The 16,356-nt window shown below is 56.8% G+C and carries 17 protein-coding genes; 5 read left to right on the forward strand and 12 right to left on the reverse strand.

Features of this window, described 5'->3' with window-relative positions:
* Positions 1 to 59 precede the first annotated feature (59 nt).
* On the forward strand, positions 60 to 326 hold the full coding sequence (locus R6U90_RS08040; protein WP_410352156.1) for a hypothetical protein: 267 nt from the start codon (positions 60 to 62) through the stop codon (positions 324 to 326).
* Here R6U90_RS08040 and R6U90_RS08045 read toward each other — a convergent pair.
* The 4 genes from R6U90_RS08045 to hemC are packed head-to-tail and all read right to left on the reverse strand — an operon-like array spanning position 315 to position 4,340.
* On the reverse strand, positions 315 to 1,487 hold the full coding sequence (locus R6U90_RS08045; RefSeq protein ID WP_410352157.1) for a heme biosynthesis HemY N-terminal domain-containing protein: 1,173 nt from the start codon (positions 1,485 to 1,487) through the stop codon (positions 315 to 317). The two genes, R6U90_RS08040 and R6U90_RS08045, sit on opposite strands and share 12 nt — an antisense overlap.
* Entirely contained in the window at positions 1,484 to 2,641 is a 1,158-nt protein-coding gene (locus R6U90_RS08050; RefSeq protein ID WP_410352158.1) for a uroporphyrinogen-III C-methyltransferase, read from the reverse strand. The genes R6U90_RS08045 and R6U90_RS08050 overlap by 4 nt, the downstream gene beginning before the upstream one ends.
* 6 nt (positions 2,642 to 2,647) lie before the next feature.
* The gene (locus R6U90_RS08055) at positions 2,648 to 3,424 is read right to left on the reverse strand and encodes a uroporphyrinogen-III synthase (RefSeq protein WP_410352159.1); all 777 of its coding nucleotides are present in this window, start codon (positions 3,422 to 3,424) and stop codon (positions 2,648 to 2,650) included.
* Positions 3,414 to 4,340, reverse strand: coding sequence for a hydroxymethylbilane synthase (hemC, locus tag R6U90_RS08060; RefSeq protein ID WP_410352160.1), 927 nt, complete (start codon positions 4,338 to 4,340; stop codon positions 3,414 to 3,416). The genes R6U90_RS08055 and hemC overlap by 11 nt, the downstream gene beginning before the upstream one ends.
* A gap of 114 nt (positions 4,341 to 4,454) precedes the next feature.
* Between hemC and R6U90_RS08065 the strand changes: the two genes are divergently transcribed.
* Complete coding sequence (locus R6U90_RS08065) at positions 4,455 to 4,988, forward strand: thioredoxin family protein (protein ID WP_410352161.1); 534 nt, start codon at positions 4,455 to 4,457, stop codon at positions 4,986 to 4,988.
* Between the two features lie 198 nt (positions 4,989 to 5,186).
* Here the strand turns inward: R6U90_RS08065 and R6U90_RS08070 are convergent, their stop codons facing one another.
* On the reverse strand, positions 5,187 to 5,939 hold the full coding sequence (locus R6U90_RS08070; RefSeq protein WP_410352163.1) for a LytR/AlgR family response regulator transcription factor: 753 nt from the start codon (positions 5,937 to 5,939) through the stop codon (positions 5,187 to 5,189).
* Complete coding sequence (locus R6U90_RS08075; protein ID WP_410352164.1) at positions 5,917 to 7,011, reverse strand: sensor histidine kinase; 1,095 nt, start codon at positions 7,009 to 7,011, stop codon at positions 5,917 to 5,919. The genes R6U90_RS08070 and R6U90_RS08075 overlap by 23 nt, the downstream gene beginning before the upstream one ends.
* A gap of 126 nt (positions 7,012 to 7,137) precedes the next feature.
* On the opposite strand from R6U90_RS08075, the gene argH reads away from it, so the two are divergent.
* Positions 7,138 to 8,532 (forward strand): argininosuccinate lyase, encoded by a 1,395-nt coding sequence (gene argH, locus R6U90_RS08080; RefSeq protein WP_410352165.1) that lies wholly within the window; start codon positions 7,138 to 7,140, stop codon positions 8,530 to 8,532.
* A 224-nt stretch (positions 8,533 to 8,756) separates the two neighbouring features.
* Here the strand turns inward: argH and R6U90_RS08085 are convergent, their stop codons facing one another.
* Positions 8,757 to 9,620, reverse strand: a complete 864-nt coding sequence (locus R6U90_RS08085; RefSeq protein WP_410352166.1) for a diguanylate cyclase domain-containing protein — start codon at positions 9,618 to 9,620, stop codon at positions 8,757 to 8,759.
* 123 nt (positions 9,621 to 9,743) lie between these two features.
* Here R6U90_RS08085 and R6U90_RS08090 point away from each other — a divergent pair, with 123 nt between their 5' ends.
* Entirely contained in the window at positions 9,744 to 12,650 is a 2,907-nt protein-coding gene (locus R6U90_RS08090; protein ID WP_410352167.1) for a class I adenylate cyclase, read from the forward strand.
* 5 nt (positions 12,651 to 12,655) lie between these two features.
* Here R6U90_RS08090 and R6U90_RS08095 read toward each other — a convergent pair whose 3' ends face one another.
* Both R6U90_RS08095 and R6U90_RS08100 read right to left on the reverse strand, forming a co-directional pair.
* Positions 12,656 to 13,102 (reverse strand): DUF302 domain-containing protein, encoded by a 447-nt coding sequence (locus tag R6U90_RS08095; RefSeq protein ID WP_410352168.1) that lies wholly within the window; start codon positions 13,100 to 13,102, stop codon positions 12,656 to 12,658.
* Positions 13,102 to 14,163 carry a c-type cytochrome gene (locus tag R6U90_RS08100; protein ID WP_410352169.1) on the reverse strand — a complete coding sequence of 354 codons (1,062 nt, stop codon included), beginning with the start codon at positions 14,161 to 14,163 and terminating at the stop codon, positions 13,102 to 13,104. Before R6U90_RS08100 ends, R6U90_RS08095 begins: the two co-directional genes overlap by 1 nt.
* Positions 14,164 to 14,276: 113 nt before the next feature.
* Between R6U90_RS08100 and R6U90_RS08105 the strand changes: the two genes are divergently transcribed.
* Positions 14,277 to 14,870, forward strand: a complete 594-nt coding sequence (locus R6U90_RS08105) for a DUF938 domain-containing protein (protein WP_410352170.1) — start codon at positions 14,277 to 14,279, stop codon at positions 14,868 to 14,870.
* Between the two features lie 50 nt (positions 14,871 to 14,920).
* Here R6U90_RS08105 and R6U90_RS08110 read toward each other — a convergent pair whose 3' ends face one another.
* From R6U90_RS08110 to soxZ, 3 genes are all read right to left on the reverse strand, one after another.
* Entirely contained in the window at positions 14,921 to 15,583 is a 663-nt protein-coding gene (locus R6U90_RS08110; RefSeq protein WP_410352171.1) for an alpha/beta hydrolase, read from the reverse strand.
* Between the two features lie 116 nt (positions 15,584 to 15,699).
* Positions 15,700 to 15,846: a hypothetical protein gene (locus R6U90_RS08115; RefSeq protein ID WP_410352172.1), complete on the reverse strand. Its 147-nt coding sequence runs from the start codon at positions 15,844 to 15,846 to the stop codon at positions 15,700 to 15,702.
* A 138-nt stretch (positions 15,847 to 15,984) separates the two neighbouring features.
* Positions 15,985 to 16,299 (reverse strand): thiosulfate oxidation carrier complex protein SoxZ, encoded by a 315-nt coding sequence (soxZ, locus tag R6U90_RS08120; RefSeq protein ID WP_410352173.1) that lies wholly within the window; start codon positions 16,297 to 16,299, stop codon positions 15,985 to 15,987.
* Positions 16,300 to 16,356 lie beyond the last annotated feature (57 nt).

A 16,356-nucleotide genomic window follows, 5' to 3' on the forward strand; every position in this document is an offset into this window, starting at 1 on the left:
GCCCGGTTCTGCTATCTTTGCAAAAGGGACAGTCGGTTCCGTAATCAGGAGCTAGTTTGGTGGTAGATTCAGTCGGTCAAACAGGTAGTCGCCTGCTGGATGAGGCTGCACAGTTATGCGATTTGTTGCGTATTGCCTATGGCACGGCGCATCGCATGCAGCAGGACCTGCACGGTGATACCTATGACAGGGCGATCAACGTGGTCAATCAGTTACACGATCTGCAACTGACATGTAACAACCTGTTTGATGAAGTCGCCAGAGAAGTCGGCGAGATGGAGTCCGGAGAATACGAGATCAAGACTGACCCCGGCTCAGATCGTTAATAACAATCCCCGGCGATAATAGTCGGCGGCCTGCTCCGTTTCATTAAGTCTGTCCAGTAACTGACCCAGCTCACGGCAGGTTTCGGGCTGTTCATGATTGCCCAGGCTGGCTTCCAGATAATTGCGGGCCTTGCCCCATAATTCACAGTGCATCGCCAGTCGCCCCAGAGTCAGTAGCAGGTTGGCGTTGTTTTCCCGCCCTTTTAACCAGTGCTCCGCCTGTTGTAACTGGCGATCCGGGGTACTTGATTGCACCCGTCCGTAAAGGCGCACCAGCTCGCCGTTGTATTCCCGTTTGATCGCCTCGCGCAGGATCGTCTCGGCCCTGTCGTGTTGTTCCAGAATGATCAGACGGGAGGCGTATTCTTCCACCAGATCCTGATCGTGACGCAGGTTGCGCGGAATCTGTTGCCAGATGTTATTAAGATTTTCCGCTTTGTGGCTATTGACCTGTAACAGGTTGCGATAGACCGTCTTGCTTAACTGCTCATGTTCCTTTTCATCGAGCACATGGTATTTGTCGAGTTTGGGTAACAGAGCCTGCAGATCGCCCCAGCTGTGCAGTTGCTCGTACAGCCGGGCCAGTAGATAAAGCACATGGGGATGACGCGGTGCCAGGGATTGCAAATGCATCAGCGAGGCCAGCGCCTGTTCCAGCTGACCGTGAGCCAGTTGCAGCTCCGCCTGGGTCAGTTCCACCGCGATATCCGCCCCGGGCGCGCTGTTATGCGCCAGCGACAGATAGTGATCGCGGCGTTCGTGTGCATGCTGTTTTTGCGCGGCACGGGCGGCAGACAGGTAATTCAGTAGCGGTGTGTCACTGTCTTTGGCGTGATTGATCAACGCCCGTTCGGCGCGTCGCCAGTTCCCTTCGGCCAGCTCGATAAGACCGCGATTGGAGGAATGGCGGGCCTTGCGTCGCCGGCGTAACTGGCGCCAGCGACGCAACCGGCCCGGGACATGCCAGCCGCGCACCAGTGTGCGAATCAGAAAATAGAGCAGGAGAAAACCGATGACCACAATACTGGCAAACAGCGACAGGCTCATCTCCAGGGTGGTCTGGCCCCGGCTGATCAGGACATAGCCCGGGTCCTGGTAAGCCAGCAGACCGAGGAGTACGGCCGCCAGCAGGATCAAAAAGGCCGTGAACAACCACTTCATGAGTCGGCGCTTTCGGTTGTGTCGACGGGAGCGTCACCGCCCTGCGCCGGAGTCTCATCGTTGAGGCGTCGTTGTTGCCGGAAACTCTCCAGTGCCTGGTGAGTATCACTGATGTCCGGCAGCTCGGGATGAATTTCCCGTTCGGACAGCTGCTTCAGCTGTTCGAGCGTCTGGCGGGTCGGTGCCTGCTCGGTGTCAAAATAGGTCTCCACCCACTGGCGGGCCTGTTGCAGCCGTTCGCGATAGACGCGAGTCTGGCCGTTGAGCAGCGCCAGGCGCGCCTGCTCCAGCTGTAACTGGAGGTTCTGGGTCAGGAAAAAACGTTGTTCGGGCGCCAGCAGCGGCTGGATCGGTTCATCATGCTGGCGAATGACGACCAGGGATTTGAGGTCCTGCCACAGGGCGGTCGGCAGTTCGCGCCAGGTATCCACCTTGTCGCTCTGCGAGGCGGCCGCGTCGAGCTGTTGCCGGGTTTGCGGATCGGGGGTGGCCAGCGGCAGGCGGGAAATATCTTCGGCCAGGCTGCTCAGATTGAAGGAGAGGCCGGCCAGATCGGGCTGATTGACGGCGCGCAAATCATTGATGTCCGCGGCGATACGCTGGCGGATTTTCAGCAGGCCGGGGTCGGCCACTTCACGTAGTCGCGCGTCGGCGGATTGCAGAGCGACGATGGCAGTGGCCACGTCCCGTTCCAGCAATAGCCGATGATTGGCCAGTTTGAGCAGGTATTCAGCTTCGGTCAGCAACCAGTCGTTGCGCAGATGACTACGGCTTTTAATGAGGGTTTGCAGGGCATCATCCAGGTTTTGCTGGCGCGTCTGCACTTGTTGCAACTGATCGTCCCGGCGGCTGTTCTGTTTGCTGTGCTGACGGCGCAGGTCGGTAACGGTCTCTTCCAGCGTGGCCAGTTGCCGGCGCTGTTCGCTGGCGAGCTGCTGCTGGGCCTGCCACAGATAATAGCCGCCGGCCCCTGCGCCCAGGGCGCCGAGCAGTCCCAGCAGGGCGACGAACAGGGCGAAGCCGGCACCGCGCGCACGGGGCGTCGATTCGCCGGCGTTCTCCGGATTTGTCTCGCCCGATTCCGTGACTTCCGGGTTGTCGGCGTCGTCCCCGGGCGAGGTAATTTCGTCGTGTGGCTTGTCGTTGTCAGTCATGACCTGTTACTCAGCATGGCGCCAGTGGCGCAGTGTGTCGAGCAGCCCCTGATCGCCGGGTTGTTCGCAGACCAGGATTGGTCCGCTAAAGCCCCGTTGCCGGGCCGCGTCGGCAATGCGTTGATGAAACACCACCAGCGGGGTGTGTTGCAATATTTCCTGTTCGTTCTGCCCAATCTCGAGCAGGTTTGTCAGGGCCTCACTGCTGCTGAGACTGATGATATCAATTTCTCCCCGGCGCAGCGGCCCGAGCAGGGTTTCGGGATCGTTGGCCGGTTTCAGCCGGCGATACACCTCAGCATACTCCACCTGCGCATCTCTGGCACGCAGGCTGGTCGCCAGTTTTTCACGCCCGCCCTCGCCGCGCACAATCAGCACGCTTTTGCCGTGAATCTGTTCCGCCTGCAGGTCCGGCAGTGCCAGCAGCGCCTCGCTGTCGTGACCCTGTTGCGGCATCAGATCGGGTGAACGCCCGCCCTGTTCCTGCAGGGCCCGGGCGGTGCCCCGGCCGACACAGGCCAGTGTCAGATTGTTCGGCAGGCCGTCAGGCAACAGGGCCAGGGCGTGCTGTACCGCATTGGGGCTGATGAAGATCAGCAGGTCATAGTCCTGCAGGCGGGTCAGGGCCTGTTGCGCAGCAGAGGGATTGGCGGGTCGATCGATGGCCAGCAGGGGGAATAGCAGGGGGCGGGCTCCGGCCTGCTCCAGCTGGTGTTGCAGGTCGGCGCTCTGGTGGGGCGGACGGGTGATGACCACCCGCAAGCCGGCCAGATCATTCGGCATACAGGGCGTCCAGAATCGCGTCGGCGCCACGCGAGAGCAGGTCTTCGGCCAGGACCTGTCCCAGTTCGTCGGCGTTTTCGGGCTGGCCGGCGATTTCGCCGCGCACGATTTCGCTGCCGTCGGTGCGCCCGACCAGGCCGCGCAGCAGAATGACACCGTGGGAGAGCTCGGCGTAGCCGGCGATCGGAACCTGGCAGCCGCCATTGAGCCGGTGGTTCATGGCCCGTTCGGCGCGCACCCGCAGCGCGGTGGTCTTGTCATTGAGTGGGGCAATCAAGCGGTTGATGCGCTCATCGTCGCGGCGACATTCGATACCAACCGCGCCCTGGCCGATCGCCGGCAGGCTGATCTCCGGGCCGAGAGACTGGCTGATGCGTTCCTCGAAGCCGAGTCGCTTGAGGCCGGCGGCGGCGAGGATGATGGCGTCGTAGTGATCGTCATCGAGCTTTTGCAGGCGGGTATTCACGTTGCCGCGCAGATCGATGATTTGCAGATCCGGCCGCAGCTCGGCGATCTGGCACTGGCGGCGCAGGCTGGAGGTGCCCAGACGGGCCCCTTCGGGTAACGCCTCCAGACTCGGATGGCGGTTGGAGACGAAGGCGTCGCGCGGATCTTCGCGCGGGCAGATCACCGGCAGGTGCAGCCCGTCGGGCAGCTCCACGGGCACATCCTTCATCGAATGTACGGCGATGTCCGCCTCGCCGCTGAGCAGCCCGTTCTCCAGCTCTTTGACGAACAGCCCCTTGCCGCCCACCTTGGCCAGCGGCGTATCGAGGATTTTGTCACCCTGGGTGGTCATTTTAATCAGCTCAACCCGCAGATCGGCGTGGGCGGCTTCCAGCGCGGCCTTGACGTACTCGGCCTGCCACAGGGCCAGCTGGCTTTTGCGTGTCGCGATGCGGAGAATGTCGGTCATGACTTACTCTTGGTTTAAGATTAATGGAGATATAAAAAGAGTTTATAAAACTTTTGCGGAGCGATTCGGACAAACCTTTATAATACACCAATTCCAACTGCCCCCGATGCCCCGATGTTAAGACGTTTACTTGCCATTTCCCTGTTACCCCTGCTGCTGATGACGCTGCCGGTGAGCGCGGCGGATCAGGGAGCGCCGGCCTACAAGGTACCGCGCACCGGGGATCTGCAGGCCGATGGTCAGCTGGCGCGGCAACAGAATCTGCCGATCCTGATCATGTTTTCGCAAACCGGCTGCAGTTATTGTGAGCAGGTCCTGCAGCAGTTTCTCGAACCGATGCGCAAAAGCGGTGACTATACCGACAAGGTGATCATGCGCAAGATCAAGCTCGATTCTTTCGAGGAGATAAGAGATTTTGACGGTCAGTGGCGTGAGCCGGACGCAATCGCCCTGCGCTACCGGGCCAGTGTCACGCCAACGGTAGTCTTTGTCGACTATCGCGGCCATGAACTGGCCGAGCGCATTCTCGGGCTGACCACCGTGGACTTTTACGGTGGTGAACTGGACGATGCGATCGATCTGGCCCTGCAGCGGCTACGACCGATGAATGTGTCGCTGCAGCCTGCCGCGGACAACCGCCTGCAATAATAAATCTTTTATCTCGCAGAGCCGCCGTGGCGCAAAAAAATCTGATTTCACTTCCTTCTCAGCGAGCCCTGCATCCTGGCCAGAGTATTACTGCCAGGGGCCCTCACGACCAGAGTTCGGTGTGTTGAATGCACTCCTTCCCTGACAGCCCGCCGGAGCTTTCATAAACTACCCCACTTTGTGGGTCGTAGACGATTCTCAGTCACCCGCCGCCGAAAGGCGGCGTAACAGTTCCCGTACCTGCGGTAAATGGCGACGACTGACTTCCAGCTGATGCGCGCCCTGGTGCAGCTGCATGAAGATCCGCCCGGAGTTATCCTTGCGTAATCCCCTGATAAATTGTTTGGCTACCAGCGCATTGCGGTGAATGCGAATGAACTGATCGGCGAATTTCTGTTCCAGGGATTTGAGCGGTTCCTCGATCAACACTTCCCCGTCGTGATAACACACGGTCACGTATTTGTGTTCGGCCAGAAAATAAAGTACCTCATTAATCGGTACCAGACGTACGCCACCCTGTACCCGGGCGCTGATATGCAGCGGGGATATGTCCTGTTCCTGTTGCAATTGCGTCAGGGATTGCAGTTGGGTGCGGGTTAATCGGGTGGCTGCCTGCAGGGCCTGTTCCAGTTGTTGCTGTTTGATCGGTTTGAGCAGGTAATCCACCGCATGGGTTTTGAACGCCTGCAGTGCGTATTGATCGTAAGCGGTGGTAAAAATGATCGCCGGCGGGTTGGGCAACTTGTTGAGATGCTCCGCCGCTTCTATTCCGTCCATACCTGGCATGCGAATATCCAGCAGCACGACATCCGGCTGGTGTCGCTGGACCCGTTCCAGCACCTGGTGGCCATTGGCCGCTTCACCGATGACTTGCCAGCCGATCAGATCTTCCAGCAGGGATTGCAGGCGTGAGCGTGCCAGCGGTTCATCATCGGCGATCAGAATTTTCATGCCAGGACTCATAGGGAAAACTCAAGCAGACTCTATAGTGATGATTCATTTCGTCAAGAGCCAGCCGGGTCGCCCCCTCGAAACTGGCGGAGAGGCGATCACGAATGTTCTGATGGGCCAACTGATTGCCCCGGCCATGCGCCCGGGCGGGGTTGTCGGGTATCGGGTTGACGAGGGTGATATGCAACTGGTTGTCAACCAGTTCGCCGCTAATATCGATGGTGCCGCCATCGGTGCGCGGTTCAATACCGTGATAGATCGCGTTTTCGATCAAAGGTTGAATGAGCAGGGCCGGCAAGCGGGCATCTTCGGGCAAGGTATCTACCTGCCAGTGAACATCGAGGCGTTCGCCGAGACGCAATTTCTCGATTTGCAAATAGCGACGGCACAACGCGAGTTCATCGGCCAGCGTGACACGCTGGCGCGCATCGCTTAGCGAGGCGCGAAACAGATCGGCGAGATTTTCAACCACCTGTTCGGCCTGTTGCGGTTTATGCTGGATGAGGCTGACGATGGTGTTCATGCTGTTAAACAAAAAGTGCGGACGGATACGGGATTGCAATGCCTGCAGGCGGGCTTCTGATTCGGCCCGGACCTGACGCCGCCACTGGTGTTGTACATAGAAATAACGCAACAGGGGCCCGGTGATAATCAGTCCGATCAGCAGGTTGCGGGTCATAAACCTGCCATGCCACAGGCTACCCATGCCGCCGGGATAATGAATCAGCCAGTAGGCGCCCTCGCTGACCAGGGCAATTACCAGGAGGATTAGCAGATAGCTGCCAATCCCTGCCTGCCAGGGAGGTAAACGACGGAGCTGGCGGCGCAGCAGGCAGAGCAGCGCACAGCTGCTCAGAGCGCACCATTGGACAAACAGCGAGATTAGCCCCAGCCGGGCCCAACGCTCTGTCCACGGGGTTTCCATTGGCGCCAGGGCAATGACAATGGCCGCCAGCTCGGCGATGACCACCACCAGAAATACCATGCGGATGCCGCAAAAATCCGGCAGGAACAGATTATCCTGTCCCGGTTCGGGCAAAGTCTGGCGTGATGGTTCCGGGGTGGCGGGCATAGTCTGTTCCGGATTGATTGTGAGAGTTATGTTAACTGAATTAAAGCACGAATGGGGCTATCCCATGCGCGCTCACGATGAACACGTTATAATCAACTCCTCCGATACATGAATGGATAATCCGTTATGAGCGATGCCAGTCAGACCGACAAGCCCTGGGCCGGGCGTTTTACTGCCCCCACAGATGCTTTTGTTGAAGTATTCACCGCCTCGGTCGGTTTTGACAAGCGTCTCTACAAGCATGACATTGCCGGTTCCATCGCCCACGCGCGTATGCTGGCGCATGTCGGCGTGTTGAGCGAGTCAGAGCGCGATAGCATTATTGAGGGGCTCAAGGTTATCGAACAGGACATTGAGCGCGGCGAGTTTGCCTGGTCGACGACGCTCGAAGATGTCCACATGAACATCGAGGCGCGGCTGACCGATCGTATCGGCAGTGTCGGCAAGAAACTGCATACCGGCCGTTCGCGTAATGATCAGGTCGCGACCGATATCCGTTTATATCTGCGCGAGGAGATTCGCGAGATAAAGGCCGAGCTGAAACGGCTGATCGACGGGCTGCTGCAACTGGCCGAACGGGAGGCCGACACGATCATGCCCGGCTTTACGCATTTGCAGACCGCCCAGCCGGTCACCTTTGGCCATCATATGCTGGCCTGGGTGGAGATGCTGGTGCGGGATATGGCGCGCCTGGGCGAAACCTTCAAGCGGGTCAATGTCATGCCGCTGGGGGCCGCCGCGCTGGCCGGGACCACTTATCCGATCGATCGCGAATTTACCGCCCGCGAACTGGGGTTCGATAGTGTGGCGGAAAACTCGCTGGATGCGGTCAGCGATCGGGATTTTGCCATCGAACTGGTCTCCGATGCTTCCCTGCTGATGATGCATCTGTCGCGATTTTCCGAGGAACTGATCCTCTGGTCATCGGCGCAATTCGATTTTGTCGATCTGGGGGACAGCTTCTGTACCGGGTCGAGCATCATGCCACAGAAGAAAAACCCCGATGTCCCCGAACTGGTGCGCGGCAAGACCGGACGCATCTACGGGCATCTCATGTCGCTGCTGACCCTGATGAAGGGCCAGCCGCTGGCGTATAACAAGGATAACCAGGAAGACAAGGAACCGCTGTTCGATACCATCGACAATCTCAAGGGCTGCCTTAAACTGTATGCTGATATGATGCCGCAGATCAGTGTCAAACGTGACAGGCTGTATGAAGCCGCTCGTAGCGGCTTTTCAACCGCCACCGATCTGGCCGATTACCTGGTACGCAAGGGCGTGGCTTTTCGCGATGCGCATGAAATTGTCGGCAAGGCAGTGCGTTACGGCGTGGATAACAGCAAGGACCTCTCCGAGATGAGCCTCGATGAGTTGCAACAGTTTTCCAAAGTGATCGAACAGGATGTGTTCGAGGTACTGACCCTGGAAGGCTCCGTGGCCGCGCGTAACCACATCGGTGGCACCGCCCCCGAACAGGTCCGCACTGCCATCATCCGGGTGCGCACCAGAATGGAACAGTAACGAGTTACGAGGGACGAGTGACGAGGAAAAATATTCACCACGAAGACGCGAAGACACGAAGAATGAATCTAACTGTTTCGTGGTTTCTGGTGAGGGGGTAGGCCGGACATAGCAAAGCGGTGTCCGGCAACCCGGAGAAATGCCCGATACCACGGAGTTGATGCCCGCAGGGTGCTCTATCGGGCCTACAGGTTTCCTCGTCCCTCGTAACTCGTCACTCGTCCCTACCCATGAGACATGGGTTCGGCGGGTTGGGGATCGGCGTCGTCATCGAGCATTTGCCGGGCACGCATCAGCAGCAGACTCATGTCGTCGCCCTTGCGCCATTCGGCGATGCCGAAGCGGGCGGTGATGGTGAAATCCTCTGTTTCGGGTTCATCAATGGTCAGTTCGGCCAGCTGCTGGCGCAGGTTTTCCACCACGGTAGCGGCATCGTTGGCGTGAATTTCCGGCAGTACCAGCAGAAAGTCGGTTTCGTTCAGACGTCCGACGATATCCGCCCAGCGCAGCTGATCACTGAGTAGCTGGCTGAGGGTGACCAGCAGCGGGCGCGCATCCTCGCGCTGGTACTGCTGTTTGAAGCGATCCAGGCAGTCGAGGCGCAGCAAAATGATAGTCAGGGGGCGATCGTAGCGGCGGCTGCGGGACAGTTGTGGTTCCAGACTGTAATAGAGTCCCTTGCGGTTACGCATCCCGGTTTCGCTATCCACCATGATGACGTCGTTAAGTTCATCCTTGAGCTGGTCGCGCTCCTGCATCAGCCAGTACAGGGGTGTGATGTCGACAAAATACTGCACCTGGCCGGTATTATCCGGCAGCGGTTGCTGATGCCCCATCAGCCATAGATCTTCATGGAATTCATCACCGGGCAAATGCAGGGTGGTACTCAAATCGAACAGGGCTGAAAGGGGGGCGGACACTTCATCGACCTGCTTGTTGAGCAATTGTGCGCAGCGAACTTCCCCCAGCATCTCGCCCAGGGCGTCGTTGGCCCAGTTGGCGCGGCCATGGTTATCCAGCAGCAAGATGCCGGTGGGGCAGGCACGGATGATCTGCTGTAATAAAATGGGATCGAGTTTGTCGAGCATGTTGATAAGCCTGTTGCGCTGCGTTGGCGGAGACCTAAGCTACCGCCGCAGCGGTCAATGTGCAAGTGCGTAGAGCACGTTGCCCCGCCGCGCTGACAGCAAATCGGGTCCGGGTCTCGAAGTGTGACGTCTGTCCCGACCCGGACTGAAGAAACTGCCGCCGGCGCCGATAACCTCAGGGTGATGGAACAGCACGAGCCTATTGAGCCAACACATACCGACCGCCCCGATTTTCGGGTCATCCGGGACCGTTTTCAGCGCCTCAACCGGGCCCGGCTGGCGCGCATCAGCGGGGATTTGCGGCCGTTGCAGCAGGAATTTCTGCAACTGTTGCCATTGCTGTTTCATATCAATCATCCCCTTCTGCCCGGCTATGTCGACAAGACGACACCGTCGGGGGTCCCTGACTATTCGCCTGATGCACTGGCGTTAAGCGCCGCCCGGCGGCTGGCCAAAAGCTTCGAGCTGAAAAAGCGGGCCTATCGGCGTTTCGAGATCCAGGCGCTCTATCTGATGGGCAGTCCCGGCACCATCGCCTATTCTCCCACCAGCGATTTTGATATCTGGGTCTGTCACGATCCGGGGCTGGATCCCGGCCAGATCGAAGCTTTGCAACTCAAGGCCCAGGGCATAGAACAGTGGGCCCGAACACTGGATGTTGAGGCGCATCTGTTTCTGGTCAACCCGGAGCGTTTTCGCCAGGGTGAGCATAGTCGGCTGACCCGGGAAAGCAGCGGCAGCATGCAGCATTATCTGTTACTGGAGGAATTCTACCGAACCGGGGTGTTGCTGGCGGGAAGGTATCCGTTGTGGTGGCTGGTGCCAGCGGAACATGAGCTGAACTACGATGAGTATGTCGCGGACATTAAACTCAAGCGTTATATCCACAGCAAGGACCATATCGATTTCGGCGGACTGGCGGCCATACGGGCAGAGGAGTTTTACGGCGCCTCGCTATGGTTGTTGTACAAGGGCATCAATGCCCCTTACAAGTCGATACTCAAGACACTGTTGATGGAAGCCTACGCCAGTGAGTTTCCCGGCATCGATTTGTTGTGCGTCGAATTTAAAAGGCAGATCTATCAGGAACAGGATCCGGATATCGACGCGCTGGATCCCTATCGTATGATGTTGCACAAGGTTGAGGCATATCTTTCCACGCAAGAGTCACCGCAAAGGCTGGATCTGGCTCGGCGCAGTTTTTATTTCAAGGTCAACGAGAAGCTGTCTGATCCGGATGCGGTGGGCACACCCTGGCGGCGGGAACAACTGACCCGGCTGGTCGAACAATGGGGCTGGCCACATGGCAAAGTGCTGCGCCTGGATCGACGTGATGAATGGAAGCTGGACAGCGTGATGGACGAGCGCAAACAGATCATTCGTGAATTTACTACCACCTATCGGTTTCTGTCTGAATTTACCCGCCAGCAAGGAAACACAACAAACCTGATCAGGGCCGATGACGTGCATATCCTGGGACGCAAGCTGTATGCTGCGTTCGAGCGCAAGGCAGGCAAGATCGAGATCATGTATCGTGGCATCACGCCGGACATGTATGCCAGCCACTTGTCATTTCATCGTTTATTCAGTGAAGAGGGTGACGAATACTGGATGGTGTTTAACGGCGTGGTTCCCGCCTCTGAGTTGGCGGTGACCCGCCCGCTGCGGCGTGCCTATAGCCTGCTGGAACTGATTGCCTGGTGCTATTTCAATCGCATATTACACGCGAACACGTTAATGGGGATTTATACCGACGACACCGATTTGACTGAAAAAGAGCTGCAGCAGGTTGTAGAGCGATTATGCAGACTGTTTACGGATGACGTGCTGAAGGAGTCTTCGATTCATGAGTTGCGTCAGCCGGCGCGCATTGCGGCGATCGGCACGTTTGTGAATGTCGGGCTGGATCCTTTCTCCAGCCGGACACGACAGGGTCGTCATCTGACCAGTAATCGTACCGATGCGCTTAAATACGGTGGATTGTTCGAGAATCTTGCCTTGAGTATCGATCAGGTGATCGTTAACAGCTGGCAGGAAGTGATGACCTATCGTTATCTGGGTGTCGCCGGCCTGATGAAGTGTTTGCAGGACTATATCAAATGGTCGCCGCCGGGTTCTGGCAGGCCGCCGCCATCGATCAATGCGTTCAGTTTTTCTTCCTACCGGGGCAGTGCCATTGCCCGCCGGATAGAAAATCTTTTTGCAGGGATTCTGCGCTGTTTTTATGGCACAGGAGACGCAGAGTATATCGAATATATTCTGGGCATTGAATCGGCATACTACGTACTGCGCATCGAACATGATACTTTGCAGTATCATAAAGTTGGTGACATGAAGGCTCTTTTCCGTTACCTGGGTAATCCGCAGGCGCACTTTCGTCGATTGATGTTTGATGACGAGAGTCTGGCCGAGAATGTGTTGCCTCTCATCTACCAGAACAATCGTCCGGGCATGGTTCAGTGTTTTTATGAAGTGCGCGGTGAGCAGGTCGCGGTGTATATTCTGGATGAACGAGGTTCGCTGACCATGCAGAATAAACCGTTTTATGACGTGGTGGGCCTGATCAGGCATTATCAGGAGTTCTTTGATTGCATCCGGGAGCGTCAACTGTTACTGGGCCAGGAAGAGGTCTCCGGGGAGACTGCAATGGCGGAAGTTCAGTTTTACCGTGTCGACAGCGGTAGCGACGGGCAAAAAAGCGTTAAACCTCATTCGCTCAACCAGTATGTCAAACCCTCGGGTTATCTGCGTTTGCAGGTGCTGGTCAGTGCCGTCGAGGACAAACCGGCGTTCTCGGTGTTTTGTGAAGACCGTGAATTCTCCAGCCTTGAATATGGTCAGGATCTATATCGCCAGGTAGCTGCGCATATTGTGGGATTGCGGCGCAGTGGAGAGGCGTATCCGATTTATATTACCGATATGGATTTAGCGCCTAACCTGCTAAACGAAAGTGGTAATCAGGTTCAGACGGTCCGGTTTCTCGAGTATAAGAAAATGATCGAGGAGCGATTGCTCGCCGAATTGCAATAATGGGATTATTGACTGCGCATGGCTTCCATAATCGACAGCAGATCAGCTGTCCAGGTATTTAATATCTGTGTGAGTTCGGATTCATCGGTCTGCATCAATTGCATCGGACTGGAGGCGACCAGCAGGGTGTCCTCCAGCTCGGCGAAAATAGCAATTTTCAACGGGAGATAGGGAATCAGTTGCGGATATTGATCCGTCATCTCGCGGATTTGTTCGGGTTTTCCGTAAAAGACCAGACGATACTTGTCAGTCTGATAACCGAAATTGGTCAGCCCGATGTCGACACGCTGGACCCGGCTGACTGTATAACCGTGCTGTTTGATTACTTCCTGCAGTTGCAGCATGGCTTCCGGGAAGTTCTGGGTCGTGCGCGCCATGAGCAGACGATCATCCGCCTGTAACGGCGATGTTAGCAGGATCAGGGAAAACAGCGCTGCGAGTCGTTTTATCATCAGAATGTCGCTTCTTCGATAATGTTAGAATAAGTTTTTACCATTTCATCGCACAACCGGTTCAGCTCGGCGTTGTTGAACAGATATGCGAGACGCTTGGGGTTGATCGACATAACCTTCACGCCGTCGTCCTGTTCCACTACCGTAACGCGACAGGGGAGAAACAGACCGACACGGGGATCGATCGCCAGCGCCTTGTTGACGAGGTCAAAGTTGCAGAAATAAACGATTATCTGGTCCGGGTTTTGTTCCTGTTCGGGAAACAGGCCATCTTCCAGGGTCTGGGTGCGTATGATGCGGAAGTTTATGCCAACCGCCGCACGCTCCAGGGCTTTGACCGTTTCTTCGACCGAATAGGGAGAGTCGTGGGCGATGGTCAGTGGCTCATTATCGGTGTTGCCCACCGGATTGGGATCGGGCTGGTTTTCAAAGCTGCGCACATAACTGACGATATCGTTGATCTGGGTATCACTCAGTCCCCGTTCACGGAATGAAGGCATCGGCGTGCCTTCACGGCCGTTAACCACGGCGGCTTTGATCAGCTGATCTGTGGCGGCGATGAGAAAGCCATCGTTATTCAGTGCCGGGGCAATGATAGGCAGATCGCGGGGTCGTGAAAAGGTGACTCCGGTGCCTTCTCCGCCCTCACCCTGGTTGCCGTGGCAACTGGCGCAGTGTTGTGCATACAGGGCCTTGCCCCGTTGAGGATTGCCGTCAATATGCCCATTGGCCGGGATGACCGGTTTACCCGGGGCCCAGCTGCGAAGATGCATGACAAGCGCGTCAACCTCCGTCTCGCTAAGTTTGGGAAAAGCAGGCATGACGCGACCGGGACGACCGTGTTGAATCGTCAATTTCAGGAATTCATCGCTCACGCCATACTGAAATACTGCGAGATTCAGAGGGACACCCACCCCGCCGCCGCCATTGTCTCCGTGGCAGGCCGCACAGTGTTGCGCATACAGCTGCGCCCCATCAGGTTGCGCGACGGCGTCTGAAGACGGTTCCTGACAACCGGCCAGAACGATTGACAGCAGGCCAAATAGCAGCACAATGCGCATGCTGATTCCTTTATTGCGTGGCTGATTCATTAGAAGTCACTGTATTACTTATATAGAATCGGGTTGTTGATGCAGATCAAACGAATCAGAATTTTTAATCTATGGTGTCGCTCATGATAAAGCCTTTTGCCGAAGCCTGTGAAGAAAACAAGCGTCCGATTCTCGCGGTGCTGGAACAGCAGTTCGCCGATTGCCGGACTATTCTGGAAATCGGCAGCGGCACGGGTCAGCATGCGGTCTTTTTTGCGGCGCACCTGCCGCACCTGCACTGGCAACCCAGTGACATGGCGGAAAATCTGCCGGGCATTGGGTTATGGCTGGCGGAGTCCCAAAGTGACAATATTGCTGAGCCGATTGTGCTGGATATGCGTAAACCCGACTGGCCTCAAGCTATCTTCGACGGCATATTCAGTGCCAATACCGTGCACATCATGAGCTGGCCGGCGGTGGAGACGTTGTTTTTGGGTGTGGGGCGCGTGCTGGCGAGCGGCGGCCGCTTCTGTCTCTACGGGCCGTTCAAATATAATGGTGTGCATACCAGTGAAAACAACGCACGATTTGACGTGGGGTTACGGCAACGCAATCCGGTCAGTGGCGTACGTGATCGGAACGATCTGCAGCAACTTGCCGAGGCCGGGGGCTTGTCGCTGATCGAGGATATCGAAATGCCGGTGAATAACCGGGTGCTGGTCTGGCAGAAACAGTGACTGGTCACTAGTCGCTAGCAGCTAGAACCTGTATCCGTACAGCACAGCGTTTATTGAAAACGTAGCTTTAACCAACGACTTATATCGCTAATTTCACCCAGTGCGACCTGATGTTGCATCGCATAGGTGTGCCAGTCGATGCTGTAGCCGGCCTGTTCCAGATAATGGCGTGAATCGTCGGCCAGCCACAGAGGCACGATGGGGTCGCTTTTACCATGGGCCATGAAAACGGGCACTGTCTGGTTGGCGGGCGCACGTTCCTGCTCAAATGTATCGACCAGCGGCAGGTAGGTGGAGAGGGCGAGAATGCCGCCCAGCGGTTGGCTATGGCGCAGGCCGGTATGCAGGGCAATGGCGCCGCCCTGGGAAAAGCCGGCCAGAATCAGCTGACGACTGTCGATACCGCGCTCGCGTTCGCGGCGGATCAGATCTTCGAGCATCATTTGCGAAGCACGGATGCCGTCGCTGTCTTCGTCCTGCTGGATTTGTGGTGAGCGAATGTCATACCAGGCGCGCATGGGCATGCCACCGTTGACGGTGACAGGCAGTACCGGGGCATGGGGGAACACAAAGCGCACGCTGAGATCGTCCAGCCCCAGCTCGGGAACCAGCGGTTCGAAATCATGACCATCGGCCCCCAGCCCATGCAACCAGAGGATGCTGGATTGTGCTTCGGCTGGCCCGACTTCGACACATTCGGGTAATTGAGACATCGATTTATCGCAGGTGGTATTTGTGCCGCGATTGTACGCCCGATGAGATGCACCCGACAACTTGCGACAGGGGAGGAGAATCCCGACAGTACCGACTGCCGGGATTGTTAAGGCTGTTATTTCAGTGTTATCAGGGTGTTCGGTGGTATGTTGAACGGCATATCAATGCCGCACAAAATAAAAATTTCCCCTGCCCGGTCATCCCCTGCAGGGTGGAACAAACGAAGCGGTACCACCTGAAATCCGGCAAAGCCGGGAGCCATCGTGTTACTCCTTGTTCCAGGCCACTTACAGTAAAATCAACGGCTCTTCGGACGTTTAATTTACAGGAGTGAAAAGTGCACAAACAAAAAGGCGAAGAGAGACCCCTTCGCCTTTTGTTTCAAGTGGCGGTTTAACGCTTACTTGATCTGGGTCGTCAGGGAATCTTTCTCACCCTTGTTGTCGACCCAGCTGATGGAGACGTCGTCACCGGATTTGCCACCCGTGAACTGATAAGACAGATACGGGTTCTTGGAGACGGCCGGTCCCCACTGCGCCAGCAGGGTTTCAGTGCCATTATGGGTGCAGCTCACTTCCTGAATGAAGTGGGCGGGGATTTTCTTGCCGGTTTTCTCGTCTTTGCGCAAACCGGTTTCCATAACGTGCGTAATCAACGCTTTGACCGTGACGGTATCCCCCTTGAGGGTCGCCCGGGCTCGAATAGTACTCGCCATAATTAAAATCCTCTTGACTGAATTCGTGTGAGTTCGGGCTTAACCGCCGCAACCGCC

The organism is Thiohalophilus sp., assembly GCF_046483665.1.
Taxonomy (GTDB): Bacteria; Pseudomonadota; Gammaproteobacteria; order UBA6429; family Thiohalophilaceae; genus Thiohalophilus.